The following is a 17,993-nucleotide window of genomic DNA, read 5'->3' on the forward strand; positions in this document are numbered from 1 at the left end:
CGCGTGACCCCGGGCGGCCGAGCGATCAGCCGCCCGGGGTCAGCAGCCCGCTCTCAAACGCGAACGCGACGGCCTGGACGCGATCGCGGACGCCCAGCTTGAGCAGCATCCGGCTGACGTGCGTCTTCACCGTCGCCTCGCCGAGGAACAGGATCGACGCGATCTCGGCGTTGCTGCGACGTGTGGTTCGGTGTCGCGATCCTGCGGCGGGCCCGCGCGGAGCGCAGCATGGGGGTCTGAGCGCCCTCGCGCCGAACCAGGGCATCTCCGCCGAAACCGGGGGCATCATCCTCGGTTTCGGCGGAAACCCTTTGTCCCGGCGCCGTCGCGCGGGCGTCGGGCGGGTGAACCGGGTCTTGCGCCGGCCGTCGCGATCCAGCAACGTGGCCGCATGACCGAAGACCTCGACGCCCTCGCGAAGCAGCTCGACCGCGAGTTCGTGTTCCACTCGTGGTCCGCGCAGGCGGGCCTGGACCTCCCCGTGATCGCCGGCGGCTCCGGCACCGTCGTCTGGGACCACGCCGGCAACCGGCTGCTCGATTTCTCGAGCCAGCTGGTCAACGTCAACATCGGGCATCAGCATCCTGCCGTCGTCGCCGCCATCCGCGAGCAGGCCGAGCGGCTCGCCACCATCGGGCCCGCCACGGCCAACCTCCACCGCGGGCAAGCGGCAGAGCGCATCCTCGACAAGGCGCCCGACGGGTTCGCCAAGGTCTTCTTCACCAACGGCGGCGCGGACGCCATCGAGAACGCCATCCGCATGGCACGCCTCCACTGTGCTGCTCGAGGAGAAGTGGGCCGTGAGACGGTGCTCTCGACGTACCGCTCGTACCACGGCAACACCGGCGCGGCGATCGTCGCCACCGGCGACTGGCGACGGATGCCGAACCAGTTCGCCCGCGGACACGTGCACTTCTTCGGACCCTTCCTGTACCGCACCGAGTTCTGGGCGACGACCCCGGAGGAGGAGTCCGAGCGGGCGCTGCAGCACCTGGAGCGCGTCATCCAGTCCGAGGGTCCCGCGACGATCGCGGCTCTGCTGCTCGAGTCGATCCCTGGCACCGCCGGCATCATGCTCCCGCCTCCGGGATACCTCGCCGGAGTCCGGGCCCTGGCCGACAAGTACGGGATCGTCCTGATCCTCGACGAGGTCATGGCGGGCTTCGGCCGCACCGGCCGCTGGTTCGCGTTCCAGGGCTACGACGTCGTGCCCGACCTCATCACCTTCGCCAAGGGCGTGAACTCCGGCTACGTCCCGGTGGGCGGCGTCATCATCTCGCCCGAGATCTCGGCGACGTTCGACGACCGCGTCTTCCCCGGAGGGCTCACGTACTCCGGTCATCCGCTGGCCGCGGCATCCATCATCGCCGCGATCGACGCGATGGAGTCGGAGGGGATCGTCGACAACGCCCGCCGCGTGGGCGAAGAGGCGATCGGCCCCGGATTGGCCGAGCTGGCCGAGAAGCACCCGCTCATCGGCGAGGTGCGGGGCGAGGGCGTGTTCTGGGCGCTCGACCTCGTCTCGGACCGCGAGACCCGCGAGCCGGTCGGCGCCGATGTGATCGGACGCCTCAAGAAGGAGCTCACCTCGCGAGGCCTGCTGCCCTTCGCCGCGGAGAACCGCATCCACGTCGTGCCGCCCTGCGTGGTGACCGATGGGGAGGTGCAGGAGGCGATGTCGATTTACGATGAAGCTCTGACGAAGGTCGAAGGCGACCTCGCGTGACACGTGCACGCCCTCTCACGAGGAGGGCTTCCGAAGGAGGAACACGATGACTGACACCCTGCCGCGCACCGAGACGGCGGTTCTCGACCACTGGGTGAACGGGGCCCCCTGGGCCGGGGCATCCGAGCGCACCGGCCAGGTGTTCAACCCCGCGCTGGGAACGGTCCAGAAGGAGGTGCGGTTCGCGTCGCGTGAAGACGTCGGCGAAGCGGTGGATGCCGCGTCCGCGGCGTGGCTGCAGTGGCGCGACGCGTCGATCGCCAAGCGTCAGACGGTGCTGTTCGCGTTCCGCGAGCTGCTCAACGCCCGCAAGGAGGAGCTCGCCGAGATCCTGACCGCCGAGCACGGCAAGGTGCTCTCCGACGCGCGCGGCGAGATCGCGCGCGGCATGGAGGTCGTCGAGTTCGCGTGCGGCCTCGGGCACCTGACCAAGGGCGCGTACTCCGAGAACGTCTCGACCGGCATCGACGTGTACACGCTGCGGCAGCCGCTCGGCGTCGTGGGCATCATCAGCCCGTTCAACTTCCCGGCGATGGTGCCGCTGTGGTTCTTCTCGATCGCGCTGGCCGCCGGCAACGCGGTGGTGCTGAAGCCGTCCGAGAAGGACCCGACGGCGGCGAACTGGCTCGCCGGCCTCCTCACCGAGGCGGGGCTCCCGGACGGTGTCTTCAACGTCGTGCACGGCGACAAGGAGGCGGTCGACGCGCTCCTCGAGCACCCCGACGTGCGGGCGATCTCGTTCGTCGGCTCGACGCCGATCGCCAAGTACGTCTACGAGACCGCGACCTCGCACGGCAAGCGCGTGCAAGCGCTCGGCGGCGCGAAGAACCACATGCTGGTGCTGCCGGACGCCGACCTCGACCTCGCCGCGGACGCCGCCGTCAACGCGGGCTTCGGCTCTGCCGGCGAGCGCTGCATGGCGATCTCGGTCGTGCTCGCCGTCGACACCGTCGCCGACGCGTTCGTCGCGAAGGTCGCCGAGCGCATGGCGGGACTCAAGGTGGGCGACGGCACCCGCGGCTGCGACATGGGTCCGCTCATCACGGGCCAGCACCGCGACAAGGTGACGTCGTACCTCGACGTCGCCGGAGCCGACGGCGCCTCGGTCGTGGTCGACGGGCGCGACGTCGAGATCGACGGCGACGAGAACGGCTTCTGGCTCGGACCGACCCTGATCGACAACGTGCCCACGACCTCGACGGTCTACACCGACGAGATCTTCGGCCCGGTGCTGTCGGTCGTGCGCGTCGAAGGCTACGAAGAGGGCCTCGACATCATCAACTCGAGCCGCTACGGCAACGGCACGGCCATCTTCACGAACGACGGCGGCGCGGCCCGGCGCTTCCAGCGCGAGGCGACCGTCGGGATGATCGGCATCAACGTGCCGATCCCCGTCCCGGTGGCGTACCACTCCTTCGGCGGCTGGAAGGCGTCGCTCTTCGGCGACGCCAAGGCCTACGGCCCGCACGGCTTCGAGTTCTTCACGGCCGAGAAGGCGATCACCTCGCGCTGGCTCGACCCGTCGCACGGCGGCATCAACCTGGGCTTCCCCCAGCACGACTGACCGGCCCACGTCACGCCCGCACGCGCCACGCTCTCCTTCGTTCGTTCGTCACAGATGTACGCCCGTATGGGCTATCTACGTACATCTGTGACGAACGAACAAAGGGTTGGTTGGTGCTCAGCGACCGACGTCCGGTCGCTGAGCGGGCGCGAACACCGTCACCGCCCGCGGCACGGCGACGCACCGCAGGGTGAAGCCGCCGGGAGCCCGCTCCTCGAGCTCGCCGTCGTGGACGAAGACAGACGGATGCCCCGGCTCGGGGCGCACCTGAAGTTCGAACTCCCGCACCACGAGCCGCTCGATGTCGGCGTCGCGGGGGAACAGCCCGATCGCGCGCAGCACGGCCGCCGACCGCTTGCCGAACGCGAGCGACGCGAATGCGCGGACCTTGGATCCGCGCGCGTGGTGGACGCGCACATCCAGCACGGCGGCATCCGTCTCCTGCCGCTGCATCGTCGCGACACGGTCGGGATCGTTTCGTCCGACGCTGACGAAGACCGACCAGACCCGGGCCCGCCTGCCGCCGCGGACGATCGTCAGCGGCTCGGCGCGCCGCAGCGCGACCGCTGTGGCCACCGCACCGCCGAGCCACTTGCCCAGGCTGCTGCGGCGCTCGCGCTCTTCGATGAGTTCCGGGTACGCACCGATGGAAACCACGTTGAGGACGGTCACCGGCTCGTCCGCGTCGGCCGTCGCCTCCACCACACCGACCTCCACGGTCGAGCCGGCCGCGAGAGCATCGATGGCGTCGTCGACGGTCTCCACGCCGAGTGCCCGCACGAAGTGGTTGAACGTGCCGCCGGGCATGGCCAGCAACGGTCGATCGTGCTGTCGTGCGAGGTGCGCCATGCGAGACACCGAGCCGTCGCCGCCGTAGATCCCCAGCACGTCGGGTGCGGCATCCGTCTTCATCGCCGTATCGACGACCTCCGCGAGGTCCTCCCCCTCGCCGAGCTCGTGCACCCGTGCGGCCGGCAGTCGCTCGGCGAACGTGCCCGCCGGATCCGAGCGGATCACGGCGGAGCCGGATCGCGCGTTCCGCACGACGAGTACACCGTGCCCGTCGGAGCGTGTCCTGTGGTTCATGCGGCGAGGGTACCGACGCAGACGGGGCTGAACGAGGGCTTGCGCCGGCGCCCGCGATCTGCGCGGAATCGCGAGACAAGGCATTTCCGTCGGGACTCGCGGCGACGTCACCTGTTTCGGCGGGATTCCCGTGTCTCGCCGCCGGCGCCACCCGCGCGCTGCGAGTACGGCGCGCTCAGGCCGGGAGGATCGGCCGGTTCTCGTAGAACGTCTGCAGCACCACGGTCGTGCGCGTATTGACCGACGCGGCGGCACGGATGTCGCGGATCAGCGACTCCAGATGGCGCGGCGACGCGACGCGCACGAGCAGGATGTAGCTCGCGTCGCCCGCGATCGAATGGCACGCCTCGATCTCGGTGAGGTGCTCGAGCAGTTCGGGTGCGTTGTCGGGCTGGGCGGGGTCGAGCGGCGTGATCTCGACGAACGCGGCGAGCGGCTTTCCAACGGCCTCGGCGTCGACGAGGGTGCGGTAACCCGTGATGACGCCGCGGCTCTCGAGGCGGCGCAGTCGCGCCTGCACAGCGGACACCGACAGTCCGACGGCTGCGGACAGGTCGGCGAGGGTGGCGCGGGCGTCCTTCGACACCTCGCGCACGATGGCGGCATCGATCGCGTCATCCAGGACGGGCATGACTCGACACTAGTCGCGCGAGCAGGAAACTTTCCTGCCGAATCTCGGAACCAAGGGAACTTCTCTAGAATCGGGAGTGAAACCGCACTCGAAGATCGGAGGTTCACCATGTCCAGCAGCACCCTTCACACGTCGAAGGCGATCGTCGGCGAACCCGAGGTCGTCGAGGACGCCCGCGTGGCCGAGTCGAGCGACGCGTGGCTGCGCCTCAAGGCCGCGGCGACCGCGATCCAGAGTCTCCAGGTGCAGGACGGATCGATTCCGGATGCTGCCGCCCACGCCGAAGCTCGCGCCCTGGTCACGGAGATCACGAGCGGCATCCGCGCGCTCGCGCCCGCCTTCCCGCACGACGCCGAGTACCTCGCCGCGTCGGTGCGCGACTTCGATCGCTGGATGGACCAGGGGTTCGGCGTCCCGGACTTCCTCGAGTCGCTCGAAGCCTTCCAGCCGCAGCAGCAGCGCGCCGACGGCATCCGTCATCTCGTCGTGTTCCCGATGTACACGCAGAACGGCTCGAGCGACCGCCACGTCGAGGCCGTGCTCGTCGAGGTGATCTGGCCGGAGTTCATCGCTCAACTCGAGGCCGGTGACTACGGCAACAAGCTGTTCGTGTCGCTGCGGTTCGTCGACTTCACGCCCGGGTATGACACGAACTCCGCGGTGCTCTTCCCCGAGACCGTCGCGATGCGCGAGATCCCGACGTTCACGTGGGGCGCGATCTTCCAGGACCGCGAGGCCGCGCGCTACCGCCGCGTCGTCCGTGCCGCCGCCGGCATCACGAAGCTCGACCTCCCCGCCGACGCCGCGCGCATGCTCGACGACCAGGCGCTGACCGAGAAGACGTTCGTGATGTGGGACATCATCCACGACCGCACGCACATGCGCGGCGACCTGCCGTTCGATCCGTTCATGATCAAGCAGCGGATGCCGTACTTCCTGTACTCGCTCGAAGAGCTGCGGTGCGACCTCACCGCGTTCCGCGAGTGCGTCGCGATCGAGAAGCGCCTCGCGGCCCGCGTACAGGCGGGCGAGACGCTCGATGCCGCCGAGGCCGAGATGCTCGAGCACGCCAAGCTCGTGCAGTACGCGGTGATCTTCGACCGCATCTTCCGGTTCTCGATCACGGGCTCGCGCGTGCGCAACTACGACGGACTCGGCGGCCAGCTGCTGTTCGCGTGGCTGCACCAGCGCGATGTGCTGCACTGGACCGACACCGCGCTCGCCTTCGACTGGGACGACGTGCCCGCCGCCGTGATCGCGCTCGGCGAGGCGATCGACGAGCTGTACTGGCGGTCCATCGACCGGCCGAAGACCGCGCACTGGCTCGCCGCCTATGACCTCGTGCGCTCGACGCTGACGCCGAATCCGGCTTCGCGCTGGGCGCGGGGCCTCTCCGACGAGATCCTCGCCGGCGCCCCGAAGGGGTACACCGACGCGGTCCTGGACGACGAGTTCCCGCTCTCGATGTTCTTCGAGGCGCTCGACAAGAAGATGAAGCCGATCATCGAGTCGACCGCCGGGATCACCGGGCAGGATTCCTGACACCGACGGGCGTTCTCGGCGAGGTCTCGTATCTCGCCGAGAACGCTCGTTCGCGACGTGGAAGGGTGGAGACATGAGCGTCTCAGGCAGACTCGTGATCATCGCCGGTGCGACCAGCGCGTCAGGCCTCACCGCCGCACGCGTCCTTCGCGCCGCCGGTGCGCGCGTGGTGGCCGTCGGGCGCGACGCGGGCAAGCTGCGCGATCTTCTCGATTCTCTGGAAAGCGATGCGGCATCCCTGGCCGGGGGCACCGCAGGGAGCGTACGCACTGAGGTGTGCGACCTGGGCGACGAGGCCGAGGTGGCGGCGCTGGCAGAGCGCATCCACGCGGAGGACAGCCCGGTCGACGGGGTGCTGCACCTCGTGGGCGGGTGGCGCGGCGGAGGCGGCCTGGCGGGGCAGAGCGACGCCGACTTCCGCTTCCTGGAGGGCTCCCTCACGGCGCTGCGCCATGTGAGCCGTGCGTTCGACGCCGATCTGCGGGCCTCCGAGGCGGGTCGGCTCGCGGTGGTGTCGTCCACGGCGGTAGCACGTCCGCTCGCCGGCGGCGCGAACTACGCCGCGGTGAAGGCCGCGACCGAGGCGTGGGCCCGCGCCGTCGCACAGGGCTTCGCGAAGGACGCCCGGGACTCCGGGACGCCGCAGGCCGCAGCATCCGTGATCTTCCGCGTGAAGAGCCTCGACGGACTCGAAGAGGCGCTCGCGCACCGGTTCGCCGACCTCTGGATCGCCGAGGCCGCCGACATCAACGACACCATCGTCGAGCTCACCGACCCCTCCCTGTAACGGCCCCCGGGCCGCCCGCACGCGATACGAGATTGGACACCCGTGACCACGATCCACGACCCGAACCTGCGCGGCTTCGCCAGCGACAACTACTCCGGCATCCACCCCGAGGTGCTCGCGGCGATCGCCGCCGCCAACGACGGCCACCAGGTCGCGTACGGCGACGACGTGTACACCGAGCGTCTGCAGTCGGTGATGGCCCGCCACTTCGGCGAGGGGGTCGAGGCGTACCCGGTGTTCAACGGCACCGGTGCGAACGTCGTGGGGCTGCAGTCGATGCTCCCCCGCTGGGGCGCGGTGGTCTCGGCCGGGACGGCGCACATCAACGTCGACGAGGGCGGCGCGCCCGAACGCGTGGCGGGCATCAAGCTGCTGACCGTCCCCACGGACGACGGCAAGCTCACCCCCGAGCTCATCGACCGCGAGGCATGGGGCTGGGGCGACGAGCACCGCGCACAGCCGCTCGTGGTGTCGATCACGCAGTCGACCGAGCTCGGCACGCTGTACACGGTCGACGAGATCACGGCGATCGCGGACCACGCCCACAGCCTCGGCATGCACGTGCACATGGACGGCTCGCGCATCTCCAACGCGGCGGCATCGCTCGACGTGCCGTTCCGCGCCTTCACGCGCGACGCGGGCGTCGACGTGCTGAGCTTCGGCGGGACCAAGAACGGTGCGATGCTCGGCGAGGCCGTGGTCGTGCTCAACCCGTCGGCGTCGGAAGGGCTCAGGTTCCTCCGGAAGCTCGACATGCAGCTCGCGTCGAAGATGCGCTTCGTGTCGGCGCAGCTGCTCGCCCTGCTCGAGGGCGACCTGTGGCACCGCAACGCCTCGCACTCCAACGCGATGGCGCAGCGCCTGCGCGCCGGCATCGAGGCGGGGATCGTCGACGGCTCGATCTCGGGCATCGAGTTCACGCAGCCGACGCAGGCGAACGGCGTCTTCGCCACCCTGCCCGACGGCGTCGCCGAGCGCCTGCGCACCTCATTCAAGTTTTACGACTGGGATGCCGCGAAGAACGAAGTCCGCTGGATGTGCAGCTTCGACACCTCCGAGAACGACATCGACGCCTTCCTCGCCGCCATCGCCCGCGAGACCTCGGCGGCCTGACCCCGGACGCCGTCGCCGCTCAACAGGTCAACCGGGCTTCTGCAGGAGCATGCGCCGTAGGCCGCTCCTGCAGAACCGCGGTTGACCTGTTGCAGCCGTGGGATGGATGCCGCACACCCGAGCATCCTCGGTCGCCTCAGCGAGCGAGGAACGCGGTCGAGCGAGCTTGCGCGTCGAGACGCAGAGACGAAACGCGCCTGACCTTGCGCAAGGTCAGGCGCGTTCGTGTTCGGGCGCGGAGCGCATTGCGCTCAAGGACCGGGGTCAGCCGTCGTGGTGCTCGCCTTCGTGGTGCTCGCCCTCGGCTGGCTCATCGTCCCCGTGCTCGTCCTCGGGCTCAGCGCCCTCGACCCCACCGACCGCAGCCTCGGCATCCACGGAGGCAGCAGCATCCGTCTCGTCCGTCTCGACCTCGTCGCTCGCGGCGTCTTCGGCCGACGTGAGGGGGGTCTCGGGACGGATCAGCTCCTTGACCTCGGCCATGAAGCTCATCAGCTGGTGCTGCTGCCAGCGCAGCTGGCGGGTGCGGTCCTCGGCGTCGCGGAGCACGGACTGCGAGTGGGTCGTCACGAGGTCGATGATGCGCTCGGCCTTCACGTGGGCGCGGTCGAGGTGCTCGCGGGCGCGCAGCTGCGCGTCGGCCTCGATCTGCTGCGACTGGGCGCGCATGAGGCGCTCGAAGTCCTCGGCCTTCACCGACACGCGCTGGGCGTGCTCGAGCGATGCGGTGACCTGCTCGTTGGCGTCCTGCGTGATGCGCTCGGCGTGCGCGACCGCCTGGTTATGCAGGACGAGGAACTCCTGGTGCGCGTCATCCTGGCGGCGGGTGAGGGATGCCTCGAACTCGAGGGCACGCAGACGCAGCTCGCGCACCGTCTCCTCGGCCTCCGAGCGGTCACGGGCGGTCTCGCGGGCCACGGTCGAGCGCAGCACGGCCGCGCCCTTCTCGGCCTCGGAGCGGATGGCGGCGGCCTCGCGCTCGGCCTGCGACACCTTCTCGGCCGCGTGCGCCGCCTCGCGCTCGAGGCGCGCCTCGTGCGCGGTGAGCTCGGTGTCGATCTTCAGCTGGATCTGCTGGGCGTCGTGCTGGGCCTGCGAGACGATGCCGTCAGCCTCGGCCAGCGCGGATGAGCGGCGGTTCGCGATCTCCTCGCGCGCGGCCTCGAGCAGGCGGTCACCCTGGATCGTCGCGTTGCGGATGAGCAGGCTCGCCTGGTCCTCGGCGACGCGCAGCACCTCTTCGAACTGCTGACGGTTGGGCGACTCCGTGGTCGCGCCGACGAGCTCATCGCTCAGGGTCTGCACGCGCTGCTCGGCGTCGGCGATCTTCGCGTTCGCGAGTTCGAGCTCGCCCTGGAGCCGCTGGACGGCGTCGCCCTCTTCCTCGCGGGCGGCCGATGCCTCGGCCGCGACGCGCTCGAGGTCGGCCCGGCGCGTCTGCTCGGCTTCGGCGAGCGCCGCTTCGAGACGCTCGACCTCTTCCTGCCGAGCGACGAGCGTGGCGTCGATCTCGGCCTGACGTTCGGCGATCGCCGCATCGATCTCGGCCTGACGGCGCTCGTTGGCCGTCTGCAGCTCGGCCTCGAGGCGCTCGGCCTTCGCGCGGCTCTGGGCGACGGCGGCACCCGCGCGGCGCTGGTGCTGCTTCAGCTGCGCGACCTCGTCGCTGGCGGCGCGCATACGCGCGTCGAGCCCGGCGATGGCGGCGTCGACCTCTTCCTTGTCGTATCCGCGGAAGGTCGTCGTGAAGCCCGATCCGAACGCGGTGGTCGCCGTGTCGCCGATGAGGTTGTCGAACGGGGTCGGGTCGTCCTGACCCGTGTTTCCGGCGCTCTGGGCGTGGTCGGACATCGGTATCTCCGCTTTCTGTGGCGAGGGTGTGCAACGTCGGCGAGTGCTCGCGGCGGAGGCGTGCGGTACCGCGCCCGCCGCGCCGGCGAACGGATCGCCGCGCGCGCGGGCAGCGGTGGCCGCACCGTCCTCGACGACACCGGGGGGTGTGTCGCGGGTGACTGCGCTTCGGGGGTAGGTGAACCCTACAACGCCGCGCTGTGTGCGCGAAACGTCATTCGCCCGCGAGCCACTCGCGGTACGCGTCGAACGACGAGGGGCGCCCCAGGAACGCTTCGACGAGGTCCCGCGCGTCCCGCGATCCGCCCCGTTCCAGCACCTCCGTGCGATAGCGATGTGCGGCTTCGGGGTCCATCAATCCCGCCCCGAACCCGCTCAGCAGGTCGCGCGCGATCACCAGGCTCCACTGGTACGTGTAGTAGCAGGCGCCGTACCCCGTGAGGTGCCCGAATCCGGCATACGAGTGGAGTCCACCCAGCGGCTGGACGGGACTGGATGCCGCGTACAGCCGCTCCGTCTCGGCCTGCAGGTCGGCGGGCCGGTCGACGTGCAGGTGGTACGACACGTTGGCATGCCCCAGCTGGCGGCGCACCTCGAGTGCGCGACCGAACGCGTCGGCGGTGCGCATGCGCTCGACGAGATCGGACGGGATCGGCTCGCCGTCGGCGTTCGCGCTGAACGAGGCCAGGACCTCGGCGTCCCATGCCCACTCCTCGAGGAGCTGGCTGGGTGCTTCGACGAAGTCCCACTCGGTCGCGACCCCGCTGAAACGGGCGAAGCGCTGCCGGCCGCCGAGGATGTCGTGCACGAGGTGCCCGAACTCGTGGAAGAACGTCACCACCTCGTCGTGCTCGAGCAGTCCGCGTGAGAAATTGCAGAGCAGCGCTGCCTCCGGAAGCACGCGTCCGGAGACGCCCGGCGCGAGCGGGAAGCATGCGGCGTGGCTGAACTTGCCCTCGCGCGGGTGCAGGTCGAGGTGGATGCGCCCGAGGCGATCACCGTCGCGCACGACGTCGTAGGTCTGCACGTCGTCGTGCCACGCGGGGGCGTCGACCGGCACATACTCGACGTCGAGCAGCCGACCGGTGACATCGAGAACGCCCGCGACGACGCGCTCGAACGGGAAGTACGACCGCACGAGCTGTGAGTCGACGTCGTACTGCTCGCGCTTGATCGCCCCGAGCAGGTACCAGAAGTCGGCGATCGACACGGCGTCGACATCGGGGATGTCACGGCGCAGGCGTTCGAGCAGGATCGGGTACTCGGCATCCGTCGCCGCCCGTGACGCGTCGTCGAGACGTGAGAGGAATGCCGGGATCTCGGCCCCCGACCCGATCATGCGGGTCTCGGTCTCGTAGTCGGCCCAGTCCGGGTACCCGAGCAGTCGGGCACGCTCGGCGCGCACGTCGAGCAGCTCGGCCAGGATCGCGTCGTTCTCGGGCCACGCGAGGTCGTTGTAGGCGCTCACCAGTGCGACGCGGGTCGCACGGTCGTGCGCGTAGTCGCGGATCGGCATGAGGTCGGGGTAGTCGGTCGACAGTGTCACGCGGCCCTGTGCATCGGCGGGGTGGGCGTCGATGAAGTCGTGCGGCAGTCCGCCGAGGCCCTCCGCCGGAACGGTGATCTCGCGGCGCCCGTCGCGGATGTTGCGCGAGAACGCCAGCGACAGCTCGGTGTCGCGGTCGGCCAGCTGCCGGGCACGCTCGCGGTCCGCCTCGTCCAGCTCGACGCCACCGCGGCGGAAGTCGCGCAGCAGGTGCGTCAGCAGACGCGCCTGGTCTTCGTCGAGACCGTCGGCCGAGGCATCCGCGAACGAATGCCACAGATCGCGGTTCAAGAGGCGCGCCGCCGACAGCGACTCGACCGCCTGCACCTGCGACTCCGCGATCTCGCGCACCTCGGCGTCGGGGTGCGCCTCGCTCACCACGTAGGCCTCGCTGAGCGCCTCGGCGAGGGCGATGTCGGCGTCGTTCCAGAGCTCGAGGCGTGCCGCGGTCGTCAGCTCCGCGCCGGAGGTCAGGCGCGCGTCGATCTCGTGCACGCGGGCGATGCGCTCGGCAGGGCGCGCGGTCGCGAAGGCCGCCCAGCCGGCGGCGTCGGACGGGAAGGGCAGGGGTGCGAGAGTCACCCTGCGAGCCTATGCGCGGGCGGCGACACCGCGCGAGGGCGGGATCCGGGCGGGCGCGAGGGTCAGCGCAGGGCGCCGACGCTTGCGAGCGCCATGCGCACGAGGGTGCCGCGTCCGCCCTCCATCTCGGCGGAGAGGGCATCGGATGCCGCCTCCTCCGGTGTCAGCCAGGTCACCTCGAGCGCGTCCTGACGCGGCTCGCACGTGCCGGTGACGGGGACGACGAACGCGAGCGACACCGCGTGCTGCCGGTCGTCGTGGTAGGCGCTGACGCCCGGGAGCGGGAAGTACTCGGCGACGGTGAACGGCGTCGGCTGCGGCGGCAGCAGGGGGAAGGCCATCGGCCCGAGGTCGTTCTCGAGGTGCCGGAACAGCGCGTCGCGGACGGTCTCGCCGTACCGCACGCGACCCGACACGATGGTGCGCGAGATCTCCCCGATGGGGGTCGCCCGCAGCAGGATGCCGACTTGCGTGACCTGACCCATGCCGTCGGTGCGCACCGGAACGCCCTCGACGTAGAGCATGGGCAGCCGGCGACGAGCCTCTTCGAGCTCGATGTCGCTCAGCCACGCGGGGTTCGAGACATTGCCGGCCGGCGGGCCGAACGGCTCGTCGCCCGCAGGTTCGGGGTCGGGAGTGCGCACGGACATGCCTCTTGTATACCCCGCGCGACCCACCCGCGACGAGGACCGCACCCGTTCGGGCCTCGGCCGTGTCGGCGCAGCATGTCAGGATGAGGGCATGCCGGAAGCGCTCGTCCTCGATGCCGACGCCGTGCTGTGGTCGACCGAGCGGTCGGCCCTCGCAGGACGCCACCTCCTCCTTCTCCTGCACGGCTACGGCGCCGACGAGCACGATCTCTATCCCCTGCGCGGCTACCTTCCCGACGCCTTCGTCGTCGCGAGCCTCGCCGCTCCCCTCGTCCCGCCGTGGCCGGCGCCCGGTCGCTCCTGGTACCCGATCGACGGCCTGGACGGCCGCGATCCCTCGCACGTCACGCGCGCTGCAGAGGCAGTGATCGCCTGGGTCGACGCGCACGCGGAGGGCGCAGCATCCGTCGGTCTTCTCGGTTTCTCGCAAGGCGGAGCGGTGTCGCTGCAGGCCATGCGTCTCGAGCCGCAGCGGTTCGCGTTCGCCGCCAACCTGTCGGGCTACGTGACGCCCGGCGAGCTGCCGAAGGATGCCGAGTTCGCCGAACGGAGGCCTCCGGTGTTCTGGGGCCGGGGCACCAACGACGACGTCATCCCGGAGTTCCTCGTCGAGCACACGACGCAGTGGCTGCCCGAGCGCGTCGACCTGAGCGGTCGCGTGTACGCGGGCCTGACGCACAGCGTCTCGGAGCAGGAGCTCGCCGACGTACGGGTCTTCCTCGACAAGCAGCTCGAAGAGCTCGCGATCGAGGGCTGATGCCGACGCCGGTCAGTCCGTGAGTGCGGTGGCGAGCGCAGCCGCGACTTCCCTGGCCCCGAGCCCGAGCTCGGCAGGCACTCCCGTGAGACGAACGACGTTGATGCCGTCGCTCATCTCCCAGCCTTCACCCACGTTTCCGTCGTTGCGCATGTCCGCTTCGAGGATGCGGCCGATCCACGGTCGGGGCATCGCTTCCGTGCTCGACGCATCGAATCCCCACGCCGCGCCCGCGTGACCCCACGCCTCGATGTAGTGACCCGAAGAATCCACGAAACGGCACACCCACACGCGAGCGGCTTCATCTGCGATGAGGCCCACCGTCAGGGGCGGGTCGACGTACAGCCCCCAGTCCTCACCGCCGAACTCCCGGCCCAGGGAGGTGCCCACCTTCGCGGCCAGCGAGCTGCAGTCCACGTCCGACCAGCCTGTGCGGTCCCTCACCCACCTGCTGTCGCCCGCGGCGACGTTGGCGAGGGCGACCGGAGCGACCTGCTCGGCGACCCGAAGAGCCTCCTCATGCAGCGAACCCGCGACGTCGGCGCCATCGAACCCGTTGACGGTCGTCACCACCACGTAGCCGTCGCGCTCGATGATCACGGAGCAATACCAGTCGCACGCCGGGTCTGCGCGCCAGCCGTCGACGGTAGTCAGATCGACCTCCGAGACACTGTCTGCGGTGAACACGGCGACCCGAAGGCCGTCCACGTTGTCCGCCCACCAGAGACAACTCAACCCACCCGCACCGGCAACGACGTCGTACCCCTCAGGCTCCGGCGCGCGGTCGAGTTCCGCCGCCCGTCCCAGCGTGGCTTCCACGACGTCGAGCGGCAGCATCCGTTCGCAGTCTCCGTCCAGGAAGACCGGTGGTCGCGCCCCCGGAGCAACCACGAGCGTCTCCGGCGCCGGCGCCGGCGCCGGCGTCGGTGCTGCGGTGGCGGTCGCGCTCGGCGTCTCGGCAACCGGCGGGACGTCAGTCGTGCACGACACCAGCACGCCGGCGATGGCGATCGTCAGAACTGCGGCAATGGCAGATCGGGGGGACATCCGTTCCTCTCGACCCTCCCGACCTGGGCTGGTTGTGAGTAACCTAACCGGCTGACGGTGGTCGTCCCCGCGATTGTCGATCCACCGTTATCCAACCGACGCGCGCGGCCCCATCCGGCACGATCCCTCGCCCTGTCCAGGGATGTCGGCTATGGTGGCTCACGGCCTTGTCCCCTCCGTGAGGAACTCCCTTGAAGCTGATCGACGCGACCGCGCTGTAATCGCGCTGCTCCGTCGACTCTCGACGCGCCAGCGCTTGAACCACTTCGCGCTGCCGTCGATCCGCCGCTTCCTCACCCGCTCCGGCATGCCCGGGCGCCGGTCCTGCGGCCCCTCGGTGTCAGCGCACGTCTGACACAGGAGGCCTCATGCCCGCTCACACCCTCACCCCTGCCATCGTCCTCGACCGGGTCTCGTTCGCCTGGCCCGACGGCACCGCCGCGCTCTCGGATGTCTCCGGAGCGTTCGGCACGGGCCGCACCGGTCTCGTCGGCCGGAACGGCTCCGGCAAGTCCACGCTCATGCGGCTCATCGCCGGCGAGCTCACGCCCTCGGGCGGTCACATCGCACGGACGACGGATGCTGCGTACCTTCCGCAGCGCCTGACGCTCGACGTCGACCGGCCCGTCGCCGACCTGCTCGGCGTGGGCGGCACGCTCCGGGCGCTGCGCGCCATCGAGTCCGGCGATGCCGACCCGCGTCACTTCGACGCGGTCGGCTCCGACTGGGACATCGAAGCGCGCGCGCACGCGGCGCTCGCTGAAGCCGGTCTCGTCCCGGACATGCTCGACCGCAACGTCGGGCAGCTGTCGGGCGGCGAGGCGGTGCTCACCGCGATCGCCGGCATCCGGCTGCGTGGCGCGTCGATCGCGCTGCTCGACGAGCCCACCAACAACCTCGACCGCGAGGCGCGTGCACGTCTGCACGACATGGTGCGCTCGTGGCGTGGTGCGCTGATCGTGGTCAGCCACGACACGTCGCTGCTCGAGTTGATGGACGACACCGCCGAGCTCTACGCAAACTCGCTGTCGGTCTTCGGTGGCCCGTACTCCGAGTGGCGGGCGTGGCTGGATGCCGAGCAAGGCGCCGCCCGCGATGCCGAGCGCGCCGCGCGCCAGGCCGTCAAGCGCGAGAAGCGCCAGCGCATCGAGGCCGAGACCACGATCTCGCGCCGCGCCGCGATGGGGCAGAAGGCGTTCGACGAGAAGCGCGTGCCGAAGATCGTCGCGAACGGACGCCGGATGGCCGCCCAGGTGTCGGCGGGGAAGCTGCGCGGCGAGAAGGCCGACCGCGAGGCATCCGCCCGCGAAGCGCTCGATGCCGCGGAGCGCCGCGTGCGCGACGACGACATCGTGAAGATCGACCTGCCCGACCCGGGTGTTCCGGCCGGGCGTCGCATCGCCACGCTCGGCGACGGCGAGCGCTCGTGGATCATCCAGGGACCCGAGCGGGTCGCGCTGATCGGCCCCAACGGCGCCGGCAAGACGACGGTGTTAGAGAAGCTGATCGGAGCCCGCCCGCGGAACTCCACGGATCCCGGAGCGCAGGCGTCCACGAACGCGGAATCGGATGAGCCGGTGGCGAATCCGTGGAGTTCTGCACGTGCGGAGCTGCACACGGACCGGGTCGGCTACCTCCCGCAGCGCGTGGACGGACTCGACGACGCGGCATCCGTGCTCGAGAACGTCGCCCCGTCGGCGCCGAACGTCACGATCGTGGAGCTGCGCAACCGGCTCGCACGGTTCCTCATCCGAGGAGCCGCGGTGGAACGTCCGGTCGGGACGCTGTCGGGCGGCGAGCGGTTCCGGGTCGCGCTCGCGCGACTCATGCTCGCCGATCCGCCGCCGCAGCTGCTCGTCTTCGACGAGCCGACGAACAACCTCGACCTCGACACGGTCGACCGCTTCGTCGACGCGATCGCGGCCTACCGCGGCGCGGTGCTCGTCGTCAGTCACGACGATGCGTTCCTCGAACGCATCGGCGTGAGCCTCGTGCTCGAGCTCGATCGCGACGGCACGCTCACCGAGCGCTGACGCCGGGTCGCGGCATCCGTCATCTCCGGAAGGGGGACGGATGCTGCGGCCCGCCCCCGCGCGTATCGGGGGCCTGCACCCGTGCGGTGACGCGCCGCCGCGAGCAGGATGGAGCCATGAACGCACTCGTGAGACCTCAGCAGGGCCGATGGATCGCCGGCGTCTGCGCCGCCATCGCCAACCGCTTCGGGTGGAACGTCACCCTCGTGCGCATCCTCACCCTGATCGCGGTCGTCTTCTTCGGCCTGTCGCTGTGGATCTACATCCTGCTCTGGATCATCGTGCCCTCCGAGCGCTGACCCCTGGTGCGGCGGGGTTCCCCACGCCATGATGAACGCATGCATCGCCTGGTCCGCCCGCTAAAAGGGCGCATGATCGCCGGAGTCTGCCAGGGCATCGCCGACCGCTTCGGCTGCAGCGTGGTGCCGGTGCGTGTGCTGTGGGTCGGCTCGACCGCGTTCTTCGGCGTCTCGATCCTGATGTACCTGCTGTTCTGGATCCTCATGCCCGACGAGCGCTGACTCAGACGCTCAGGGCTTCTTCTTGAGCCGACCCGGCGCATTCGCGCTGTTGCCGGGGCTGTCCGTGGACTCATCGGCCGGAGGCTGGGTCTGGGTGGGCTCGGGCGCCGGCGCAGGGACCGCGACCACCGGCTGCTCGGCGGGTGCTTCCGGCTCGGTGGCGGCATCCGTCTCCTCCGCCGGCTCGGTCGTCGGCGCGGAGGACGGCGAGGGCGTGGCGGGGAAGGATGCCGAGGGCCGTGGCTCAGAGACGGGCGCCGGGTCGGCGGGCACCAAGGGGGCCTGGTTCTGCGACGCTCCGAGGATCGTGGTGACGACCACCAGGAGCGAGAGCCCCAGCGCACCGCAGAGCGCGCCGAGCCCGAACGTCTGCACGCGCCGCGAGCGCATCCACGAGCGGTCGGCGAGCGCCGGATTGGTGCGGCGGGTGAGCGGAGCCGGGGCCGTGGGCTCGCTCGAGGGCATCGGTTCCATCACGGTCCTCGGCGGTGAGCGCGTGCCGGGGGTGCACGCACGCAGGGAGCCTACGCGACGGTCCTGGACGGAACCTGGCCCGA

General features: G+C 70.4%; 17 protein-coding genes. 9 read left to right on the forward strand and 8 right to left on the reverse strand.

All coding sequences use genetic code 11. From position 1 onward, the window contains the following. Nucleotides 1-25: 25 nt before the first annotated feature. Nucleotides 26-448 carry a response regulator transcription factor gene (locus ACFC1K_RS11210; protein ID WP_375871662.1) on the reverse strand — a complete coding sequence of 141 codons (423 nt, stop codon included), beginning with the start codon at nt 446-448 and terminating at the stop codon, nt 26-28. On the opposite strand from ACFC1K_RS11210, the gene ACFC1K_RS11215 reads away from it, so the two are divergent. Both ACFC1K_RS11215 and ACFC1K_RS11220 read left to right on the forward strand, forming a co-directional pair. After that, nucleotides 392-1,726, forward strand: a complete 1,335-nt coding sequence (locus ACFC1K_RS11215; protein WP_375871663.1) for an aspartate aminotransferase family protein — start codon at nt 392-394, stop codon at nt 1,724-1,726. The genes ACFC1K_RS11210 and ACFC1K_RS11215 overlap by 57 nt on opposite strands. A gap of 46 nt (nt 1,727-1,772) precedes the next feature. After that, nucleotides 1,773-3,290, forward strand: coding sequence for a CoA-acylating methylmalonate-semialdehyde dehydrogenase (locus ACFC1K_RS11220; RefSeq protein ID WP_310288236.1), 1,518 nt, complete (start codon nt 1,773-1,775; stop codon nt 3,288-3,290). Between the two features lie 117 nt (nt 3,291-3,407). On the opposite strand, the gene ACFC1K_RS11225 is transcribed toward ACFC1K_RS11220, so the two are convergent. Together ACFC1K_RS11225 and ACFC1K_RS11230 are read right to left on the reverse strand one after the other, a co-directional pair. Next, nucleotides 3,408-4,376: a diacylglycerol/lipid kinase family protein gene (locus ACFC1K_RS11225; RefSeq protein ID WP_375871664.1), complete on the reverse strand. Its 969-nt coding sequence runs from the start codon at nt 4,374-4,376 to the stop codon at nt 3,408-3,410. A gap of 175 nt (nt 4,377-4,551) precedes the next feature. Beyond that, nucleotides 4,552-4,998 (reverse strand): Lrp/AsnC family transcriptional regulator, encoded by a 447-nt coding sequence (locus tag ACFC1K_RS11230; RefSeq protein ID WP_310289995.1) that lies wholly within the window; start codon nt 4,996-4,998, stop codon nt 4,552-4,554. 117 nt (nt 4,999-5,115) lie between these two features. Between ACFC1K_RS11230 and ACFC1K_RS11235 the strand changes: the two genes are divergently transcribed. From ACFC1K_RS11235 to ACFC1K_RS11245, 3 genes are all read left to right on the forward strand, one after another. After that, nucleotides 5,116-6,549 (forward strand): DUF6421 family protein, encoded by a 1,434-nt coding sequence (locus tag ACFC1K_RS11235; protein ID WP_375871665.1) that lies wholly within the window; start codon nt 5,116-5,118, stop codon nt 6,547-6,549. Between the two features lie 73 nt (nt 6,550-6,622). Continuing rightward, nucleotides 6,623-7,336, forward strand: a complete 714-nt coding sequence (locus tag ACFC1K_RS11240) for an SDR family NAD(P)-dependent oxidoreductase (protein ID WP_375871666.1) — start codon at nt 6,623-6,625, stop codon at nt 7,334-7,336. Nucleotides 7,337-7,378: 42 nt separating this feature from the next. Continuing rightward, on the forward strand, nt 7,379-8,449 hold the full coding sequence (locus ACFC1K_RS11245) for a threonine aldolase family protein (protein WP_375871667.1): 1,071 nt from the start codon (nt 7,379-7,381) through the stop codon (nt 8,447-8,449). Between the two features lie 264 nt (nt 8,450-8,713). Here the strand turns inward: ACFC1K_RS11245 and ACFC1K_RS11250 are convergent, their stop codons facing one another. From ACFC1K_RS11250 to ACFC1K_RS11260, 3 genes are all read right to left on the reverse strand, one after another. Then, nucleotides 8,714-10,300 (reverse strand): hypothetical protein, encoded by a 1,587-nt coding sequence (locus tag ACFC1K_RS11250; protein WP_375871668.1) that lies wholly within the window; start codon nt 10,298-10,300, stop codon nt 8,714-8,716. Between the two features lie 214 nt (nt 10,301-10,514). Beyond that, nucleotides 10,515-12,428 carry a M3 family metallopeptidase gene (locus ACFC1K_RS11255; protein WP_375871669.1) on the reverse strand — a complete coding sequence of 638 codons (1,914 nt, stop codon included), beginning with the start codon at nt 12,426-12,428 and terminating at the stop codon, nt 10,515-10,517. A gap of 62 nt (nt 12,429-12,490) precedes the next feature. Further along, on the reverse strand, nt 12,491-13,078 hold the full coding sequence (locus ACFC1K_RS11260; RefSeq protein WP_310288214.1) for an NUDIX hydrolase family protein: 588 nt from the start codon (nt 13,076-13,078) through the stop codon (nt 12,491-12,493). Between the two features lie 91 nt (nt 13,079-13,169). Between ACFC1K_RS11260 and ACFC1K_RS11265 the strand changes: the two genes are divergently transcribed. After that, nucleotides 13,170-13,835, forward strand: a complete 666-nt coding sequence (locus ACFC1K_RS11265; protein ID WP_375871670.1) for an alpha/beta hydrolase — start codon at nt 13,170-13,172, stop codon at nt 13,833-13,835. A 12-nt stretch (nt 13,836-13,847) separates the two neighbouring features. Here the strand turns inward: ACFC1K_RS11265 and ACFC1K_RS11270 are convergent, their stop codons facing one another. Beyond that, complete coding sequence (locus tag ACFC1K_RS11270) at nt 13,848-14,882, reverse strand: hypothetical protein (protein ID WP_375871671.1); 1,035 nt, start codon at nt 14,880-14,882, stop codon at nt 13,848-13,850. 368 nt (nt 14,883-15,250) lie between these two features. Between ACFC1K_RS11270 and ACFC1K_RS11275 the strand changes: the two genes are divergently transcribed. The 3 genes from ACFC1K_RS11275 (at nt 15,251) to ACFC1K_RS11285 (ending at nt 17,436) form a co-directional block, all read left to right on the forward strand. After that, nucleotides 15,251-16,915, forward strand: a complete 1,665-nt coding sequence (locus tag ACFC1K_RS11275; RefSeq protein ID WP_375871672.1) for an ABC-F family ATP-binding cassette domain-containing protein — start codon at nt 15,251-15,253, stop codon at nt 16,913-16,915. Between the two features lie 116 nt (nt 16,916-17,031). Next, a complete protein-coding gene (locus ACFC1K_RS11280) occupies nt 17,032-17,214 on the forward strand; it encodes a PspC domain-containing protein (protein ID WP_310288207.1) in 183 nt (60 codons plus the stop codon). Nucleotides 17,215-17,253: 39 nt separating this feature from the next. After that, the gene (locus ACFC1K_RS11285; protein WP_375871673.1) at nt 17,254-17,436 is read left to right on the forward strand and encodes a PspC domain-containing protein; all 183 of its coding nucleotides are present in this window, start codon (nt 17,254-17,256) and stop codon (nt 17,434-17,436) included. 9 nt (nt 17,437-17,445) lie between these two features. On the opposite strand, the gene ACFC1K_RS11290 is transcribed toward ACFC1K_RS11285, so the two are convergent. After that, entirely contained in the window at nt 17,446-17,910 is a 465-nt protein-coding gene (locus ACFC1K_RS11290; RefSeq protein ID WP_375871674.1) for a hypothetical protein, read from the reverse strand. Nucleotides 17,911-17,993 lie beyond the last annotated feature (83 nt).

Origin of the sequence: Microbacterium sp. NPDC056057 (assembly GCF_042266945.1) — a bacterium.
GTDB lineage: Bacteria > Actinomycetota > Actinomycetes > Actinomycetales > Microbacteriaceae > Microbacterium > Microbacterium trichothecenolyticum_C.